A 15,238-nucleotide genomic window follows, 5' to 3' on the forward strand; every position below is an offset into this window, starting at 1 on the left:
GCCGGGCGTGCTCGGGCCGCCGCGTCAGCGGCCGCGCAGCCGGGCGCGCAGCCAGCCGGGGATGTGCTCGTCCGCGCGCGGGAACCGGTCGAGGTCGAGCCGGTAGGCGTCGGCGGTGAGCGGCGGCGTGAAGTCCGGTTCGCCGTCGTAGTCGAACTCGGCGCTGAACCGGCCGGAGCGTTCCACGTCGAGCCGGGCGGTGAACCACGCGCCCTTGCCGCGCCGGTACATGACGCGGCGCAGCTCGTCCATCTTGCCGACGGCCTGGCCGGGGGGCGTCGCGGTGCGCAGCTCGCCGCGCGAGTCCTCGATCTGGAAGAGGACGCTGTCGATCGCGACGGTCGCGCGGAACTCGAAGCCGAGCCGCTCCCAGCCGAACGGCGCGGCGGCGCGGAGCGCGCGGACGGCGGCGCCGACCGTCTCCCGCTCCTTGGCGGAGCGCAGCACCTGATCTGCAGGGGTCACCGTGGCACGCCTCCGCGACGCTCGGACTGCGAATTCAGTGTCCGACCGTACCCGGACACCCCCGTCGCGGCCGGGACGCGCGGCGTGTCGTGCCGGAAGTCGCCGGGACGTTCCGGACGTCCCGCGCGGTCCGCGCCCGCCGGATAGGGTCGCCGGATGGACCTCCAAGCCCCCCGGCCCGGCCGGGTGCCCGTGCGGGTGCTGCTGCTCGGCGGGGACGACGGCTGGACCTGCGAGATCGTCGACGACGGCGACGGCCGCGCGCGGCTGGAGCTGCCCGGGCCGGGCGTCCGGTGGGCCGCTCCCCCGGCGGCGCGGGCGGCCCGGGAGCCCGCGTGGTGGCCGGGCCGCGTCGCCGCGCACGGCGCGGCGCTGCGCGAGCTGCTGGACCGCCGCGTCACCGACCGGACGTTCGAGGAGCTGGGCGTCGAGGCCGAGATCGCGTGGTTCGCCGTGCGGGAGCCGGGCGTGTGGGAGGGCCTGGTGACGCTCCGCGAGCCCGACCCGGCGCGCTACCCGGGGAACGTTCCGCCGTACGTGGTGGAGCTGGAGCCCGAGCGCGGCGCGCGGCTGCCCGAGGCGGACCTGCTGTTCTCGGCCGGGCCCGGCGACGCGTGGCCGGTGCTGGAGGGCGTCGCGGCGAAGGTCGGCTCCGCGCCGCCCGCCGAGTCGTTCATCTGCGGCTACAGCGGCTACCGGTCGGTGCGGGTGGGGCGCGGCGGCATCGGCGTGGGCTGCATGCGCGACCCGGACGGCGCGGAGCACGTCCGGGAGGTCTTCGGCGACCGGCCCGGCGGCTGGGGCGGCAACCCCGAGCTGCGGTTCCGGCTCGACGGCATCGACCTGCTGCACGAGCCCGCCGCCGACGTGGTCACGCTGTTCCGCGACCTCGGGCACGAGGTGGGCGAGCGGAACGGCCGCGCGGTGCTGCCCGGCCTCGGGCTGAGCCTGTGGCACGAGACCCCCTCGCGGTGGTCGGCCCACCGGCCGGACGAGCCGGACGCGCGGCCCCGCTTCGGGCGGCTCTCGCTCGTCCCGCCCGACCCGGAACGCGCGCCGTGGCGGTTCCTCTAGCGGGCGAACCGCCCGCGTGCGCGGCGCGTCGAACCGTCATACTCCCGTCATACTGCACACTTGTCGTTCCCCGGTCCGCCCCAGAGAGGACGTCGTCATGGCCTACGGGCCTCCCCCGTCACCCGGTCAGCCGCAGCCGGGCTGGCAGCAGCCCGGCCAGCAGTGGCGGCCGCCCGCGCAGAACCCGGCGTGGCAGCAGCCCCAGCAGCCGCCGCAGCAGGCGTGGCAGCAGCCGCAGCCCGGTCCGCAGCAGCCCGGCGGCCAGGGCTGGCAGGCCGCGCCGCCGCAGGACCCGGGCCCGGCGGACGCCGAGGAACTGAACTGGGCGCTCATGGCCTACATCGGCCAGTTCGTCATCGGGGCGCTCGCGCCCGCGATCGTCTACTTCGGCAAGATCCGCAGCCCGTACGTGCGGCGACACGCCGCGCAGGGCATGAACATGGGCATCGCGAGCGCGGTCGTGTGGCTCGCCGGGCTGCTGCTCGCCCAGCTCGTCGCGGTCTTCGCGTGGATACCGGTGCTGTTCACCGGCGCGCTGTTCTTCTACCTCGTCTACGCGGGGCGCGCGGCGGTGCGCGGCGAGTTCCGCCGCGTCCCGGTCCCGCTCGCCTGGCCCCTGCTCAAGTGAAGCGGCGCCCCCGCCCGGACCGGGCGGGGGCCGCCGGTCACTTCTTGGTCTTCTCCGCGGGCTCGGTGGTGGAGAGCGCGGCGACGAACGCCTCCTGCGGGACGTCGACCCGGCCGATCGTCTTCATCCGCTTCTTGCCCTCCTTCTGCTTCTCCAGCAGCTTGCGCTTGCGCGAGATGTCGCCGCCGTAGCACTTGGCGAGGACGTCCTTGCGGATCGCGCGGATGTTCTCGCGCGCGATGATCCGCGCGCCGATCGCCGCCTGGATCGGCACCTCGTACTGCTGCCGGGGGATCAGCTCCTTGAGCTTGGCCGTCATCATCAGGCCGTACTCGCGCGCCTTGTCCTTGTGGACGATCTGGCTGAACGCGTCCACCGACTCGCCCTGCAGCAGGATGTCGACCTTCACCAGGTCGGACGCCTGCTCGCCGCTGGGCTCGTAGTCCAGCGAGGCGTAGCCGCGGGTCCGCGACTTGAGCTGGTCGAAGAAGTCGAAGATGATCTCCGCGAGCGGCAGCGTGTACCGGATCTCGACGCGGTCCTCCGACAGGTAGTCCATGCCGAGCAGCACGCCGCGGCGGCCCTGGCACAGCTCCATGATCGCGCCGATGTGGTCGGCCGGGGACAGCAGCGTCGCCTTCACGACCGGCTCGTACACCGTGCTGATCTTGCCCTCGGGGAACTCGCTGGGGTTGGTGACGGCGTGCTCGGAGCCGTCCTCCATGACCACCCGGTAGACGACGTTGGGCGCGGTGGAGATCAGCGTCAGGCCGAACTCGCGCTCCAGCCGCTCCCGGACGATCTCCATGTGGAGCAGGCCGAGGAACCCGCAGCGGAACCCGAAGCCGAGCGCGGCGGACGTCTCCGGCTCGTACACCAGCGCGGCGTCGTTGAGCCGCAGCTTGTCCAGGGCGTCGCGCAGGTCCGGGTACTGGTCGCCGTCCATCGGGTACAGCCCGGAGAACACCATCGGCTTGGGGTCCTGGTAGCCGCCCAGCGACTCGGGCGCGGGGCGGCCCGCGCCGGTCACGGTGTCGCCGACGCGCGCCTGCCGGACGTCCTTCACGCCGCTGATCAGGTAGCCGACCTCCCCGACGCCCAGGCCATCGACCGGCCGCGGCTCGGGCGAGATGACGCCGACCTCCAGGGTCTCGTGCGCCGTCCCGGTGGACATCATCAGGCTCTTCTCGCGGCGCGTCAGCCGCCCGTCCACCACGCGGACGTAGGTGACGACGCCGCGGTAGGTGTCGTACACCGAGTCGAAGATCAGCGCGCGGGCCGGGCCGTCCGGGTCGCCGACCGGCGCGGGGACGGTCTGCACGATCCGGTCCAGCAGCTCCGCGACGCCCTCGCCGGTCTTGCCGGAGACCTTCAGCACGTCCGCCGGGTCGCCGCCGATGATCCCGGCCAGCTCCTCGGCGTACTTCTCCGGCTGCGCGGCGGGCAGGTCGATCTTGTTCAGGACCGGGATGAGGTGGAGGTCGGCCTCCAGCGCCAGGTACAGGTTCGCCAGCGTCTGCGCCTCGATGCCCTGCGCCGCGTCGACCAGCAGCACCGCGCCCTCGCACGCCGCCAGCGACCGCGACACCTCGTAGGAGAAGTCGACGTGGCCGGGGGTGTCGATGAGGTTCAGGACGTGCTCGCGGCCGCCGTGCGTCCACGGCAGGCGCACGGCCTGGCTCTTGATCGTGATGCCGCGCTCGCGCTCGATGTCCATGCGGTCGAGGTACTGCGCGCGCATCTGGCGCTCCTCGACGACGCCCGTCAACTGGAGCATCCGGTCCGCGAGCGTCGACTTTCCGTGGTCGATGTGCGCGATGATGCAGAAGTTGCGGATGATCGCGGGATCGGTCGTGTTCGGCTCAGGCGCTGCCACCGGGGTCCGTTCGCAAAATCACAGATGGGAATGGGGTCGGGGCGGCGTACGCCCCCAGGCTCCATAGTCCCATGCGGCCCGGGATGCTCCGTGCAGCCGCTCCCGTTTGGGTACACGTCCACCCATTGCTAGGCTGTGCGTCTGCGTGTGGCGTAGCGTCGTGCCTCGGGGCACCGTCCGCCCCGTTCTCCGTTCGTCAGATGCCCTCCCGGGTCCGTCCGGGACGGGCGAGGATCGCAACCAAGCTGAGGCTCTACGACGTGGCAAACATCAAGTCCCAGATCAAGCGCAACAAGCAGAACGAGAAGGCCCGGCTGCGCAACAAGGCCGTCAAGTCGGAGCTGAAGACGGCGATCCGCAAGTTCCACGAGGCCGCCGACTCCGGCAACGCCGAGACCGCCGTGCAGGCGCAGCGCGACGCCGCCCGCAAGCTCGACAAGGCCGCGAGCAAGGGCGTCATCCACAAGAACCAGGCCGCCAACCGCAAGTCGGCCATCGCCAAGCGCGCCGCCGAGCTGGCCAAGTAAGGCCCCCTCGACTTCCGGCGAAGCCGCGGCCCCTCGGGGTTCGCGGCTTCGCGGTTCTCCGGCCCCGATGAGCGTCCCGGCGAGCGGCCGCGCGGTCGCCATCTCGCGTTTCCTGGCGCGGCACCTGCGGCACCGCCCCGCCGCGATCGGGCTCGTCCTGGACCCGGCGGGCTGGGCGGACGTGGACGCGCTGCTGGCGGCCGCCGCGCGGCACGGGACGCCGTTCACGCGCGCCGAGCTGGACGCGGTCGTCGCCGCCGACGCCAAGGGCCGGTACGCGTTCGACGCGGCCGGGCGGCGGGTCCGCGCGAACCAGGGCCACTCGGTGCCGGTGGAGCTGGACCTGCCGGTCGTCGCGCCGCCGCCCGTCCTGTTCCACGGGACGGTGGAGCGGTTCCTGCCCGCGATCCTGCGCGACGGGCTGCTGCCGATGGGGCGGCACGCCGTCCACCTGTCCCCCGACCGGGAGACCGCCGAGCGGGTCGGCGCGCGGCGCGGGCGGCCCGTGGTGCTGGCGCCGGTGGTGCTGGCAGTGGACGCGGCGGGCGCGGCGGCGGCCGGGCACGCGTTCGGCGTCAGCGCGAACGGCGTGTGGCTGGTGGCCGCGGTACCGCCGCGCTTCCTGGCGCGCCTGCCAGATCAGCGCTGACCATCGCTTCGAGCCGCGCCCAGGTCAGCGGGTTGGGCAGGTCCGGGACGGGCGTCTCCTGCGGCCCGAACAGGTAGCGGTGCGGCACGATCCCCGCGAGCGCCCGGTGGACGTCGGCGCGGTCGTCGACCATGTGGGTGACGCCGAGCCGACGGCAGTGGACGGCCTTCTCGGGCCGTTTCCGGCAGAAGCGGACGTTGGCCCGGTCGATGCCGGTCCGCTCGTAGAAGTCGTGGTGGTCGAGCCAGGCGAGCGTGCGGAGCCGGACGCGGTCGCCGCACTTGGAGATGATCCACGCGCGGCCCCCGAACAGCGCGACCATGCGCGGCAGCGACTCCCAGACGCCCGCGACGGCCGGGGAGGCGAGGGCGTCGGCGAGGCTCCCGCCGAGGAACGCGGTGTCGGCGGCGCCGTCCGGGCCGGGGCCGCCCTGGATGACGCGGCCGAAGTCCACGCCGAGGACGGGTGCTTGAGTTCTCATGCCGTCCAGCGTCCCGAGCGCGGCTCGTGAGGAGAACTAGTTATCGGCCGCCCGGCTATAGGCTCCGGCTATGGATCTGGACCGGGTCTCCACCGACGCGCTCGCCGCGTTCGCGGTCTTCGCCGAGCACCGCAACTTCACGCGCGCGGCGGCGGAGCTGGCGGTCGCGCAGCCGTCGCTGCACGCCAAGGTACGGCGGCTCCAGGCGTCGCTGGGCCGCCCGCTGTACGCGCGGCGCGGCCGGGAGCTGGTCCTGACGCCCGAGGGCGAGCGCGTCGCGCGGTTCGCGCGGGAACTGGACGCGCGGGTCGGCGGGTTCCTGGCCGAGCTGACCGGGAGCCCGGCGCGGCGGCCGGTGCTCGCGGCGGGCGAAGGCGCGTACCTGTACCTGCTCGGCGAGGCGGTGCGGGCCGTGCCGGGGCTGCGGCTGCTGAACGGCGACCGGGCGCGGACGCTCGCGGCCGTGCGGACGGGCCGCGCGGACGTCGGCGTCGCCGTGCTGGACGTGCTCCCCGCCGATCTGGAGGCGGTCCCGCTCGCCCGGTATCCGCAGGTCCTGGTGATGCCCGCGGACCATCCGCTGGCGGCCCGCGCGACGCTGGAGCTGGCGGACCTCGCGGGCGAGGCGCTGGTCGTCCCGCCGCCGCCCGGCCCGCACCGGGTCGCGCTGGAGCGGGCGCTGCGCGCGACCGACGTGCCGTGGACGGTCGCGGTCGAGGCGGCGGGCTGGCCGCTGATGCTGCACTTCGCGGCGCTCGGCGTCGGGCCCGCCGTCGTGAACGGGTGCGTGCGGACGCCGCCGGGGCTCGTCCGGCGGGAGATCACCGACCTGCCGCCGGTGCCGTACTACGCCGTCCGAGTCCCCGGCCGGACCGACCCGGCATGCGCGGAACTCCTCGCGGCGATCCGCGCGCACCTCCCCTGAGGCCGGTCCCGCCGGGGCCGCCGCCCGGCCGGGCGCGGGCCCGGCCGAGCGGGGTCCGTCAGCCCGCCCGCCGCTCGGCGGACCCGTGTTCGGCGCGCGCGCACTGGGCGAGCAGGCGCGCGACGGGCGCGGTCTGGAGCGGGGAGAACACGGCCGCGATGTACCGGTCCGGCTTGACCAGCACGAAGCGGCCCCGGGCGCTCGCCAGCGCGGCCTGCAGCCGCCCGTCGGCGTCCGCGACCGCGTCGCGGCCCGGGTGCGGGCGCGGCAGCCGCTCGTCCAGCGCGACGTCCACCAGCGCGACGCGGCCCGCGGCCGGACCGTCCAGGGACAGCGCGCGCAGCACGCGGTCCCACGCGCTGCCCGGCACGTTGACGCCGAGCAGCGCCAGGCCGTCCCCCAGCACCTCGTCGAGCGGGCGCGGGTGCAGGCTCGGCGGGACGAGCACGCGCGGCTGCGGGAGCTGCGTGCCGGTCAGCCGGTGCCGCCCCGCGACCAGGCCCGCCTCGTGGACGGCACGCGGCCGGAACCGCATCTCGCGCAGGTAGCGGCGGCCCCACGGGACGGCGAGCAGCGCCCGCACGGTCGCGTCGCGCAGCGCGCCGCGCGCCGGGCTCGTCGTCATGACGACGCGGCCGAGCCGTTCGGAGAACGCGACCATCGCGGCGGCGTGCGGCCGCCGCTCCGGCTCGTAGGTGTCGAGGACGGCCTCGTCGGCGCGGCCGTGCCAGACCTCCGCGACCTTCCAGACGAGGTTCGCGGCGTCCCGGACGCCGGAGTTGAGGCCCTGCCCGGCGAACGGCGGCATCATGTGCGCGGCGTCGCCGAGCAGGAAGCAGCGGCCGTCGCGCCAGCGGTCCGCGACGACCGCGTTGAACGTGTAGTTCGTGCAACGTTCCACCTGGTCCGGGGTGATGGACCGGTAGGGCGACACGAGCCGCTCGATCGTCGCGAAGTCGGGGCGCGTGCCGCCGTCGCCCTCGCCGGGCCGCAGGCGGAACTCGTAGCGGCAGCGGCCGTCGCGGCCCGGCACGATCACGGTGGGCCGGTCGGGCCGCCCGTGGTGCATGCCGTAGCGCTCGTCGTGGTCGTCGCCGGTGGTGTCGGCGACGAGCCAGACCTCGCGGTGGCTGGTGCCGGTCATGTCGATGCCGCGCAGTTCGCGAATGGTGCTGCGGCCGCCGTCGCAGCCGAGGACCCAGCTCACGGCGAGCTGTGTTTCTGCGTCGCCGCCGGTCTCGCGGAGCGTGGCGACCGCGCCGTCTGCGGCGTCGGCCACGTCGGTCAGCTCGGTGCCGAACCGGATGTCGACACCCGTCCGCGCCCGCAGCGCGTCCAGCAGCACCTTCTCCAGCTCCGGCTGGGCGAACTGGTTCTTGAACGGGTAGCCGAGCCGGTACGGCTCCGGGCCGCGGGCGTGGAACAGCGGACGGCTCTTGCGGTCGTAGTAGCGCGTACCGGTGCCCGGCACGACGATCTCCAGGACGGTGTCGGCCAGCCCGGCGGCCTGGAGGGTGCGCAGCGACTCGTCGTCCAGGCTGATCGCCTTGGCCTCGTCGCTGGTCGCCGCGTTGCGCTCGACCAGGACGACCGGGACGCCGCGCGCGGCGAGCAGGTTCGCGGCCGTCAGCCCGACCGGGCCCGCGCCGACGACCAGGACCGGCGGCGGTGTCATCGCCGGACCGCCAGCCGCTCGGCGAGGAACGCGTGCGTGCGCTCCCACGCGGCGTCGGCGGCGGTCGCGCGGTACATCGCGGGGCGCGCGTCGCAGGCGAAGGCGTGGCCGGCGTCGCCGTAGACGAACTGCTCGTAGTCCGTGCCCGCGGCGGTCAGCGCCTCGTCGATGGCCTTGACGTGCTCGGCGGGGATCGTCGGGTCCTCCGCGCCGACGTGCAGCAGCAGCGGCGCGGTGATCGACGCGGCGCGGTCGAGGACGGCGTGCGGTCCGGCGGCGATGCCGGGGCCGTAGAACACGACGGCGGCCCCGAGGCCGGGCGCGGCGGTCGCGGCGGTGAACGCGGCGCGGCCGCCGAAGCAGAACCCGACGATCGCGGTGTCCGCGAGCGCGACGCCCTCGTCCTTGGCGACGTGGTCCAGCACCGTCCGGACGTCCGGGACGATCTGGTCCGGGCCGAGCGCGCCGATGAGCTTCATGCCCTCGGCGTGCTGGTCGTAGCCGATCACGCCCGTGCCCGTCCGGTGGAACAGGTCGGGCGCGAGGGCGAGGTAGCCGCGGTCGGCGAACCGCCGCGCGATGTCGCGGATGTGGGCGTTGACGCCGAACGCCTCCTGGAGCACGACGACGGCGCGGCCGTTCGGCTCGGCGGGGCGCGCGACGTGGACGTCCATCGGGCCGTCCGGGGTCGCGAGGGTGGTGGCGGTCATCGGGAGGAGCCCTTTCGGTCGAGATAGTTCCAGCCCGCGTCGATCTGGCGCGGCGGCCAGCACTGCGAGCGCTTCGCGGCGGCCTCCGCCGCGTCGGAGTAGACCCGGACCGGGCCGGCGGCCATCGCCATGAGCTGGGTCTGGCAGGCCCGGTCGAGCAGGACGGCGTGCATGACGGCCGAGCCCGCGCCGTCCCCGGCGGCGACGAGCCCGTGCTTGGGCAGCAGCGCGGCGGGCGCGTCGCCGAGCGTGTCGGCGAGCGCGCGGCCGAGGTCGGGGTTCTCCACCAGGCCGCCGGTCAGCGTGAAGCGCGGGACGTCCGCGCCGCCGAACAGCGTGGCCTCGTGGGAGACGGGCAGCAGCGGCGTGTCCAGGGACGCGAACGCCACCGCGGCCTGCGCGTGGGTGTGGACGGTGCAGTGGACGTCGGGCCGCCGCCGCATGATCTCCAGGTGGATGTGGCACTCCTTGTGCGGCGCGCCGGTCCCGACCAGGACCTCCGCGTCGAAGGAGACGAGCTGGACGCGGTCGGCGTCCACCTCCTCCAGCCCCCAACCGGGCGCCTTGATCCAGATGCCGCGCCCCTCGGGGTCGCGGACGGCCGCGTGCCCCCACACCATGTCGGCCTGCCCGGCGGCGGCCAGCGCGCGGGTGGCCCGGACGGCGAGTTCGGCGGCGCTCACGCGACCGTCTCCGCGCGGACGGGGTTGCGCAGCGTCCCGATGCCCTCGATCTCGACCTCGACGACGTCGCCGTCGGTGAGGAAGACCTGCGGGTCGCGGCGGAACCCGACGCCCGACGGCGTGCCGGTGAGGATGACGTCGCCCGGCTCCAGCCGGGTGAACTGCGAGGTCACGGCGATCAGCTCCGGGATGTCGAAGATGAGCCGGTCGGTGCGGGACGCCTGCAGCTCGCGGCCGTTGAGGCGCAGCGAGATCGCGAGGTCCCCCGGGTCCAGCTCGTCGGCGGTGACCAGGACGGGGCCGAGCGGCGTCGAGCCGTCCCACGCCTTGCCCTGCATCCACTGGTGGGTCTTGTACTGGAAGTCGCGCATCGTCACGTCGTTGCAGACCGTGTACCCGAGGACGTGGTCGAACGCGTCCTCGCGGGCGATCCGGCGGCCCGCGCGGCCGATGACGACGGCCAGCTCCGCCTCGTAGTCCACCTGGGCGGACTCGGGCGGCAGCGTGATCGGCGCGCCGTGGCCGATGAGGCTGGACGCGAACTTGGGGAACAGCACGGGGTACGTCGGCAGGTCGCGGCCGGTCTCGTCCACGTGCGAGCGGTAGTTGAGGCCCACGCAGAAGACCTTCCCCGGCTGCGCGACGGGCAGCAGGTCGAGGCCGTCCAGCGGGACGTCCGCGCCGTCGCGGGCGGCGTCGGCGGCGGCCCGCAGGGCCTCGGCGGAGGTCTCGCGGTCGACGCGCCGCACACCGTCCAGGCGGCGCACGCGGTCGCCGTCCACCCTGCCGAGCGCCGCAGCGCCGTCCGCGTCCCGATACGCAACGAATCGCATCCCCGACTCCTTGTCTCTGTCCTGATTTGCGGAGCATACATCCTGTTATTTGCGACACGCCACCTCTGGCCCAACCTCGGGCCCTCGGCTAAGGTTGTTTTACCAGGCAGGATAGTTGTCCTGTTTTTCGAGACAAGGAGAAGCGGTCATGGCCATCGCCGAACTCGGGCACACGGGCCTGTGGGTCAACGACCTCCCCCTGATGCGGGACTTCTACGAACGGGTCGTCGGCCTGACGGTCACCGACGAGGACGCCGACCACGGCATCGTCTTCTTCAGCTCCCGCCCGGCCGTCGAGCACCACGAGTTCGTCCTGCAGACCGGGCGCACCGCCGAGCCCGGCGCCAAGCAGCAGCACCAGATCTCCTGGCGCGTCGAGACGCTGGAGGACATCCGCGCCTACCACCGCCGGTTCGAGGCGGAGGGCGTCGAGGTGCAGCAGGAGGTCACCCACGGCAACGCGTTCGGGATCTACTTCTTCGACCCCGAGGGCAACCGCAACGAGGTCTACCTGCGGATCGACCGCGACGTGCGGCAGCCGTTCCGCAAGTCGATCGACTTCGGGCTCCCGGCCGAGGAGATCTACGCCGAGGCCGAGCGGCTGCTCGACGACGGCGGGCCCGCGTACCAGCCCGTGCAGTGACGCCGAACGCCGCGCCGCCGCCCGACCCCCTGGGTCGGACGGCGGCGCGGCGCTCGTGCGGGGTCAGGCCAGGACGGAGATCCGGTCGGCGGGCAGCTCCACCCACACCTCGTCGCCCGTGGCGGCCTCCAGGCGCGGGTCCTGCCGCGTCACCCACAGCTCGTCGCCGACGCGGACGTGGCAGTCCACGGCCTCGCCGACGAACATGACCCGGTCCACCTCGCCGCGCACGACGTTCGGCGTCCCGGCGGGCTCGGACAGGTGCAGCAGCAGCGCCTCGGGGCGCACCGCGAGCAGCACGTCGCCGCCCGCCGCGTCCGGGGCGCCCTCGACGAGCAGGTCCCCGACCGCCGTCGTCACGCGCCGCCCGGCCGCGCCGCGGCCCGGCAGGAAGTTCGTCGTCCCCACGAAGTCCGCCACGAACCGCGTCCCCGGCCGCTGGTAGATGTCGCGGGGGCGGCCCTCCTGCACGATCCGGCCCGCCTGCATGACGGCGATGCGGCTGGACATGCTCAGCGCCTCGTCCTGGTCGTGCGTGACGAACAGCGTCGTGATGCCGGTCTCCTGCTGGAGCGTCGCCAGCTCGGCGCGCATCGCCTGGCGCAGCTTGGCGTCCAGGTTCGACAGCGGCTCGTCCAGCAGCAGGAGCTTGGGCCGGCGCACCAGCGCCCGCGCCAGTGCGAGCCGCTGCTGCTGGCCGCCGGAGAGCTGCGTCGAGTTGCGGCCCTCGTACCCCGCGAGGTGGACGGCCGCCAGCGCGCTCTCCACGCGCGCGGCGATCTCCTTCTTCGACACCTTCGGGCGGCTCACCCGCAGCGGGAACGCCGCGTTGTCGAAGACGGTCATGTGCGGCCAGATGCCGTAGCTCTGGAAGACCATCCCGATGTCGCGGTGGTTCGGCGGCACGAACAGCCCGTCGTCGGTGACGACGTTGCCGTCGATGACGATCCGGCCGCCGTCCGGCCGCTCCAGGCCCGCGACCGCGCGCAGCGTCGAGGTCTTCCCGCAGCCGGACGGGCCGAGCAGCGTGTAGATCTCGCCCTCGCGGACCTCGAAGCCGACGTCGTCGATCGCCTTCACCACGGTGTCGCGGTCGGCGAACCCCTTGCGGAGCCCCGCCACCGCCAGCGGCGTTCCCGTCATGAGATCGCCTTCCCTTCGTTCTTGCGGGTGAGCAGGAGGAACAGCACCACGACCGGGGTCATGAACAGGATCATCAGCAGCGTCAGCGCCGAGGACGCGCCGACCTGGCCGCTGTTGAACAGCGTCCACGACGCGACCGAGAGCGTCAGCGTGTCCTGCCCGCCGATCAGGGTCGGGACGGTCAGGTCCCGCAGGCTCAGCAGCGCCAGCCACAGCCAGGTATAGGTGACGACCGGGCGCAGCAGCGGGAACGTGACGCGGCGGATCGCCGTCCACGTCGACGCGCCCGACATCGCCGCCGCCTCCTCCAGCTCGATGTGGATCTGGAGCAGTCCGGCGTTGAACATGCGGGTGCCGAACGCGATCTGCGTCAGCGCCGTGACGGCGACGAGCAGCGCGAGCGTCCCGTACAGGCCGTACCAGCCGCGCGTCCAGTACAGCGCGGCGATCATCGCGCCGAACGCGAAGACGGTGGTCGGCACCGCCTGCGGCAGGAACGCGACCAGGTCGTAGAGCATCCGGAAGCGGTGGCGCGCGCGCACGACCACGAACGAGAACGCCAGGCTCATCAGCACGGCCGCCGTCGGCGCGAGCACCATCAGCTTCACCGTCGTGAGCAGGCCGCGCTCCACGAACGACCAGTCGAGCTGCTGGTAGTTGTCCAGCGAGACGATCTTGAACGCGGCGGCGGACGGCTTCTGCACGAACGGCAGCAGCGACATCCACACGACCATCAGCATCGGCAGGATCGTGGACCACAGGAAGTACCCGAGGACGAACAGCCACGCCAGCCAGCGCCAGCGGCCCAGCCTGATCCGCGCCGGGCGGTGGCCCTTGCCCGCGACGACCTGGTACTTGCGGCCCGCGCGCAGCACCCGCTGGTACCACAGCGTGAAGCCGACGCCGAGGACGATCATCACCGCGCTGAACGCGGCCGGGACGCCGTACTCGGGGGTGCCCGACGTCGGGTTCGTCGCGACGTACAGGTAGCTGCTGAACACGTACGTCCGGTTCGCCAAGCCCATGATCAGCGGGATGTCCAGCGCGGACACCGCGATCGTCCCGGCGAACAGGCCCGCGCCGAGGATGCCCGGCAGCACCAGCGGCAGCGTGACGCGGCGCAGCACCGTCAGCGGGCCCGCGCCGGACGCGCGCGCCGCCTCCTCCAGCGAGCCGTCCAGCCCGGACAGGCTCGCCGACACCATGCCGAAGACCAGCGCCGACAGCGACAGGCCCTCGACGAACCCCATCCCGACCAGCGACGTGATGTTCACCGGCGCGCCGCCGAGGTGGAACCACTCCACGAGCCACTGGTTGACCGCGCCGATGCGCGGGTGGAACAGGAAGATCCAGCCCATCGCGGTGAAGAAGCCCGGGATGAGGATGCGCAGCACCATCGCGGTCGAGATCGTCCGCGCCCAGCCGAAGTCGGTGCGCTCCACCAGCAGCGCCAGCGCGGTGCCGAAGAACAGCGCGACCGCCACCGTCACGACGACGTACACGACGGTGTTGCGGACGACGCTCCACACCTCGGCGTCGCCGAACAGGCTCGTGAAGTTGCCCACCGTCAGCGCGCCGCCGGGCGTCCCGTGGGCGCGGAACGCCAGGTAGACGACCAGTCCGAGGAGCCCGACGATCGCGATCGACGGAATCGCGATCAGCACCCCGAGAACGCCCGTCGCGGGCGGCCGGCGCCGCGCCCGGCGGGGCGCCGCCGGCTCCGTGGCCGGCGGCGCCTCGCGCAGTGTGGTCGTCGTCATTTGCCCGTCAGGAGCTTGACCAGCTCCCCCTTGAACCTGCCGTCGTACAGGTCCTTGTTGGCGGAGGCGAACTCGTAGTCGAGCTTGATGAACTTGACGCCCTGCGCCTCGTACCCGGCGATCTGCTTGGCGGTCTCACTGCCGGGCAGCCGGGCGTTGTCGCAGAAGTCGCCCTTATACATGATCTTCTGCGCCTCGGGGGTGAGCAGCCACGTCGTGAACAGCTCGGCGGCGTTCGGGTGCGGCGCGTTCTTCGGGATGGAGACGTACCGCGTCGAGATGGCCGCCGCGCCCTTGAGGATCGTCGTCTTGATGGGCGCGCCCTGCGCGGCGAAGATGTCCGCCACGTTCTTGCCGCAGGACACCCACAGGCCCGCGAACTCGCCGGACGCGATGCGGTTCATCTCGCCGCAGCCGATGAAGCCCTTCGGCTTGAAGCTCTTCAGGTAGGCGCGGACGCCGTCCATGCCCATCGCCTCCTTGGAACCGAGCACGTTGAACTGCGCGGCGTAGGGGGTGCTGGCGATCGGCTTCGTCATCTTCAGGATGTCGTCGGCGCTCTTGGGCAGTTCGCCGTCCTTGATGAGCGTCGTGTTGTAGGTGAAGCCGGGAAGCTGGTCGACCCAGGTCAGCGCGGTTCCATCGGAGTTGGCCAGGCCCTTGGTCCAGGGGGCGACCTTCTCCCAGTCGACCTTCTTCAGGATGTTCGCGCCCTTGGGGCCCGCGCCGAACGCCGTCTCCGGGTTGGCGAGGAAGGCGTCGGTCGAGGAGGGCTTCTTCGCCTGGTACTCCTGCGTCAGCTTCGACGCGTTCGTCGGCATGTTCTGCTGCGGCGTCAGCGTGATCTTGATGTTCAGGCCGTACGCCGTCTTGAAGGCGTCGGTCAGGTCCTTCATGGTGGTGCGCCCGTCCAGGCCCCAGTTGAGGTCGAGCGCGCCCTCCTTGTTCGCAGCCGCCACCAGCGCCGCGAGCGCCGGATTGTTCGCCAGACGGGTCTTGGCCGCCTCGGCGGCCTGCTCCCCGGTGGCGCCGCCGGAGCCGCCCGACCCGCAGGCCGCCGCGGCCCCGGCGACAAGGACGGCCGCCAGGGCCGGCTTCCAGTGCTGCAACAGACGGAGCCCCATCTGATCCTCCTCCTCGGACACCGTCCCATAAAACGGGACAGT

General features: G+C 73.3%; 16 protein-coding genes. 6 read left to right on the forward strand and 10 right to left on the reverse strand.

Annotated elements, in window-relative coordinates; all coding sequences use genetic code 11:
- Positions 1-24: 24 nt before the first annotated feature.
- Positions 25-465 carry an antitoxin YezG family protein gene (locus G339_RS0125700; protein WP_033324348.1) on the reverse strand — a complete coding sequence of 147 codons (441 nt, stop codon included), beginning with the start codon at positions 463-465 and terminating at the stop codon, positions 25-27.
- 156 nt (positions 466-621) lie between these two features.
- Between G339_RS0125700 and G339_RS35310 the strand changes: the two genes are divergently transcribed.
- The gene (locus G339_RS35310; protein WP_033324350.1) at positions 622-1,539 is read left to right on the forward strand and encodes a hypothetical protein; all 918 of its coding nucleotides are present in this window, start codon (positions 622-624) and stop codon (positions 1,537-1,539) included.
- 97 nt (positions 1,540-1,636) lie between these two features.
- Entirely contained in the window at positions 1,637-2,167 is a 531-nt protein-coding gene (locus G339_RS0125710) for a magnetosome magnetite crystal formation protein family (RefSeq protein WP_026341776.1), read from the forward strand.
- A 37-nt stretch (positions 2,168-2,204) separates the two neighbouring features.
- Here the strand turns inward: G339_RS0125710 and lepA are convergent, their stop codons facing one another.
- On the reverse strand, positions 2,205-4,043 hold the full coding sequence (gene lepA, locus G339_RS0125715; protein ID WP_019633940.1) for a translation elongation factor 4: 1,839 nt from the start codon (positions 4,041-4,043) through the stop codon (positions 2,205-2,207).
- A gap of 260 nt (positions 4,044-4,303) precedes the next feature.
- Between lepA and rpsT the strand changes: the two genes are divergently transcribed.
- Positions 4,304-4,570, forward strand: a complete 267-nt coding sequence (gene rpsT, locus G339_RS0125720; protein WP_019633941.1) for a 30S ribosomal protein S20 — start codon at positions 4,304-4,306, stop codon at positions 4,568-4,570.
- Between the two features lie 67 nt (positions 4,571-4,637).
- Entirely contained in the window at positions 4,638-5,219 is a 582-nt protein-coding gene (locus G339_RS0125725) for an RNA 2'-phosphotransferase (RefSeq protein WP_019633942.1), read from the forward strand.
- Here G339_RS0125725 and G339_RS0125730 read toward each other — a convergent pair.
- The gene (locus G339_RS0125730; RefSeq protein ID WP_051107965.1) at positions 5,146-5,700 is read right to left on the reverse strand and encodes a hypothetical protein; all 555 of its coding nucleotides are present in this window, start codon (positions 5,698-5,700) and stop codon (positions 5,146-5,148) included. The two genes, G339_RS0125725 and G339_RS0125730, sit on opposite strands and share 74 nt — an antisense overlap.
- 70 nt (positions 5,701-5,770) lie before the next feature.
- On the opposite strand from G339_RS0125730, the gene G339_RS0125735 reads away from it, so the two are divergent.
- Positions 5,771-6,625, forward strand: a complete 855-nt coding sequence (locus G339_RS0125735; protein ID WP_019633944.1) for a LysR family transcriptional regulator — start codon at positions 5,771-5,773, stop codon at positions 6,623-6,625.
- 58 nt (positions 6,626-6,683) lie between these two features.
- On the opposite strand, the gene G339_RS0125740 is transcribed toward G339_RS0125735, so the two are convergent.
- From G339_RS0125740 to G339_RS0125755, 4 genes are read right to left on the reverse strand one after another with little or no spacing between them, the layout of a single operon-like run.
- Positions 6,684-8,300, reverse strand: a complete 1,617-nt coding sequence (locus tag G339_RS0125740) for a bifunctional 3-(3-hydroxy-phenyl)propionate/3-hydroxycinnamic acid hydroxylase (protein ID WP_019633945.1) — start codon at positions 8,298-8,300, stop codon at positions 6,684-6,686.
- On the reverse strand, positions 8,297-9,010 hold the full coding sequence (locus G339_RS0125745) for a dienelactone hydrolase family protein (protein ID WP_019633946.1): 714 nt from the start codon (positions 9,008-9,010) through the stop codon (positions 8,297-8,299). Before G339_RS0125745 ends, G339_RS0125740 begins: the two co-directional genes overlap by 4 nt.
- Complete coding sequence (locus G339_RS0125750; RefSeq protein WP_019633947.1) at positions 9,007-9,693, reverse strand: class II aldolase/adducin family protein; 687 nt, start codon at positions 9,691-9,693, stop codon at positions 9,007-9,009. Before G339_RS0125750 ends, G339_RS0125745 begins: the two co-directional genes overlap by 4 nt.
- Positions 9,690-10,526 (reverse strand): fumarylacetoacetate hydrolase family protein, encoded by an 837-nt coding sequence (locus G339_RS0125755; RefSeq protein ID WP_026341777.1) that lies wholly within the window; start codon positions 10,524-10,526, stop codon positions 9,690-9,692. The genes G339_RS0125750 and G339_RS0125755 overlap by 4 nt, the downstream gene beginning before the upstream one ends.
- 148 nt (positions 10,527-10,674) lie before the next feature.
- On the opposite strand from G339_RS0125755, the gene G339_RS0125760 reads away from it, so the two are divergent.
- Positions 10,675-11,169 carry a VOC family protein gene (locus G339_RS0125760; protein WP_019633949.1) on the forward strand — a complete coding sequence of 165 codons (495 nt, stop codon included), beginning with the start codon at positions 10,675-10,677 and terminating at the stop codon, positions 11,167-11,169.
- A 63-nt stretch (positions 11,170-11,232) separates the two neighbouring features.
- On the opposite strand, the gene G339_RS0125765 is transcribed toward G339_RS0125760, so the two are convergent.
- The 3 genes from G339_RS0125765 to G339_RS0125775 all read right to left on the reverse strand — a co-directional run bounded on the left by G339_RS0125765 (position 11,233) and on the right by G339_RS0125775 (position 15,196).
- Positions 11,233-12,312 carry an ABC transporter ATP-binding protein gene (locus G339_RS0125765; RefSeq protein WP_019633950.1) on the reverse strand — a complete coding sequence of 360 codons (1,080 nt, stop codon included), beginning with the start codon at positions 12,310-12,312 and terminating at the stop codon, positions 11,233-11,235.
- Positions 12,309-13,976, reverse strand: a complete 1,668-nt coding sequence (locus tag G339_RS0125770; RefSeq protein ID WP_240489902.1) for an ABC transporter permease — start codon at positions 13,974-13,976, stop codon at positions 12,309-12,311. The genes G339_RS0125765 and G339_RS0125770 overlap by 4 nt, the downstream gene beginning before the upstream one ends.
- Positions 13,977-14,068: 92 nt before the next feature.
- A complete protein-coding gene (locus tag G339_RS0125775; protein ID WP_019633952.1) occupies positions 14,069-15,196 on the reverse strand; it encodes an ABC transporter substrate-binding protein in 1,128 nt (375 codons plus the stop codon).
- Positions 15,197-15,238: the final 42 nt, after the last annotated feature.

This window comes from Actinomadura atramentaria DSM 43919 (genome assembly GCF_000381885.1).
GTDB classification, from domain to species: Bacteria; Actinomycetota; Actinomycetes; order Streptosporangiales; family Streptosporangiaceae; genus Spirillospora; species Spirillospora atramentaria.

Excerpts from the sequence above, each read along its gene's own strand:
- G339_RS35310 (WP_033324350.1), top strand. The coding sequence starts at position 622 with ATGGACCTCCAAGCCCCCCGGCCCGGCCGGGTGCCCGTGCGGGTGCTG.
- G339_RS0125775 (WP_019633952.1), bottom strand. The coding sequence starts at position 15,196 with ATGGGGCTCCGTCTGTTGCAGCACTGGAAGCCGGCCCTGGCGGCCGTC.
- G339_RS0125730 (WP_051107965.1), bottom strand. The coding sequence starts at position 5,700 with ATGAGAACTCAAGCACCCGTCCTCGGCGTGGACTTCGGCCGCGTCATC.
- G339_RS0125745 (WP_019633946.1), bottom strand. The coding sequence starts at position 9,010 with ATGACCGCCACCACCCTCGCGACCCCGGACGGCCCGATGGACGTCCAC.
- G339_RS0125710 (WP_026341776.1), top strand. The coding sequence starts at position 1,637 with ATGGCCTACGGGCCTCCCCCGTCACCCGGTCAGCCGCAGCCGGGCTGG.
- G339_RS0125740 (WP_019633945.1), bottom strand. The coding sequence starts at position 8,300 with ATGACACCGCCGCCGGTCCTGGTCGTCGGCGCGGGCCCGGTCGGGCTG.
- G339_RS0125735 (WP_019633944.1), top strand. The coding sequence starts at position 5,771 with ATGGATCTGGACCGGGTCTCCACCGACGCGCTCGCCGCGTTCGCGGTC.
- G339_RS0125765 (WP_019633950.1), bottom strand. The coding sequence starts at position 12,312 with ATGACGGGAACGCCGCTGGCGGTGGCGGGGCTCCGCAAGGGGTTCGCC.
- G339_RS0125755 (WP_026341777.1), bottom strand. The coding sequence starts at position 10,526 with ATGCGATTCGTTGCGTATCGGGACGCGGACGGCGCTGCGGCGCTCGGC.
- G339_RS0125725 (WP_019633942.1), top strand. The coding sequence starts at position 4,638 with ATGAGCGTCCCGGCGAGCGGCCGCGCGGTCGCCATCTCGCGTTTCCTG.
- G339_RS0125760 (WP_019633949.1), top strand. The coding sequence starts at position 10,675 with ATGGCCATCGCCGAACTCGGGCACACGGGCCTGTGGGTCAACGACCTC.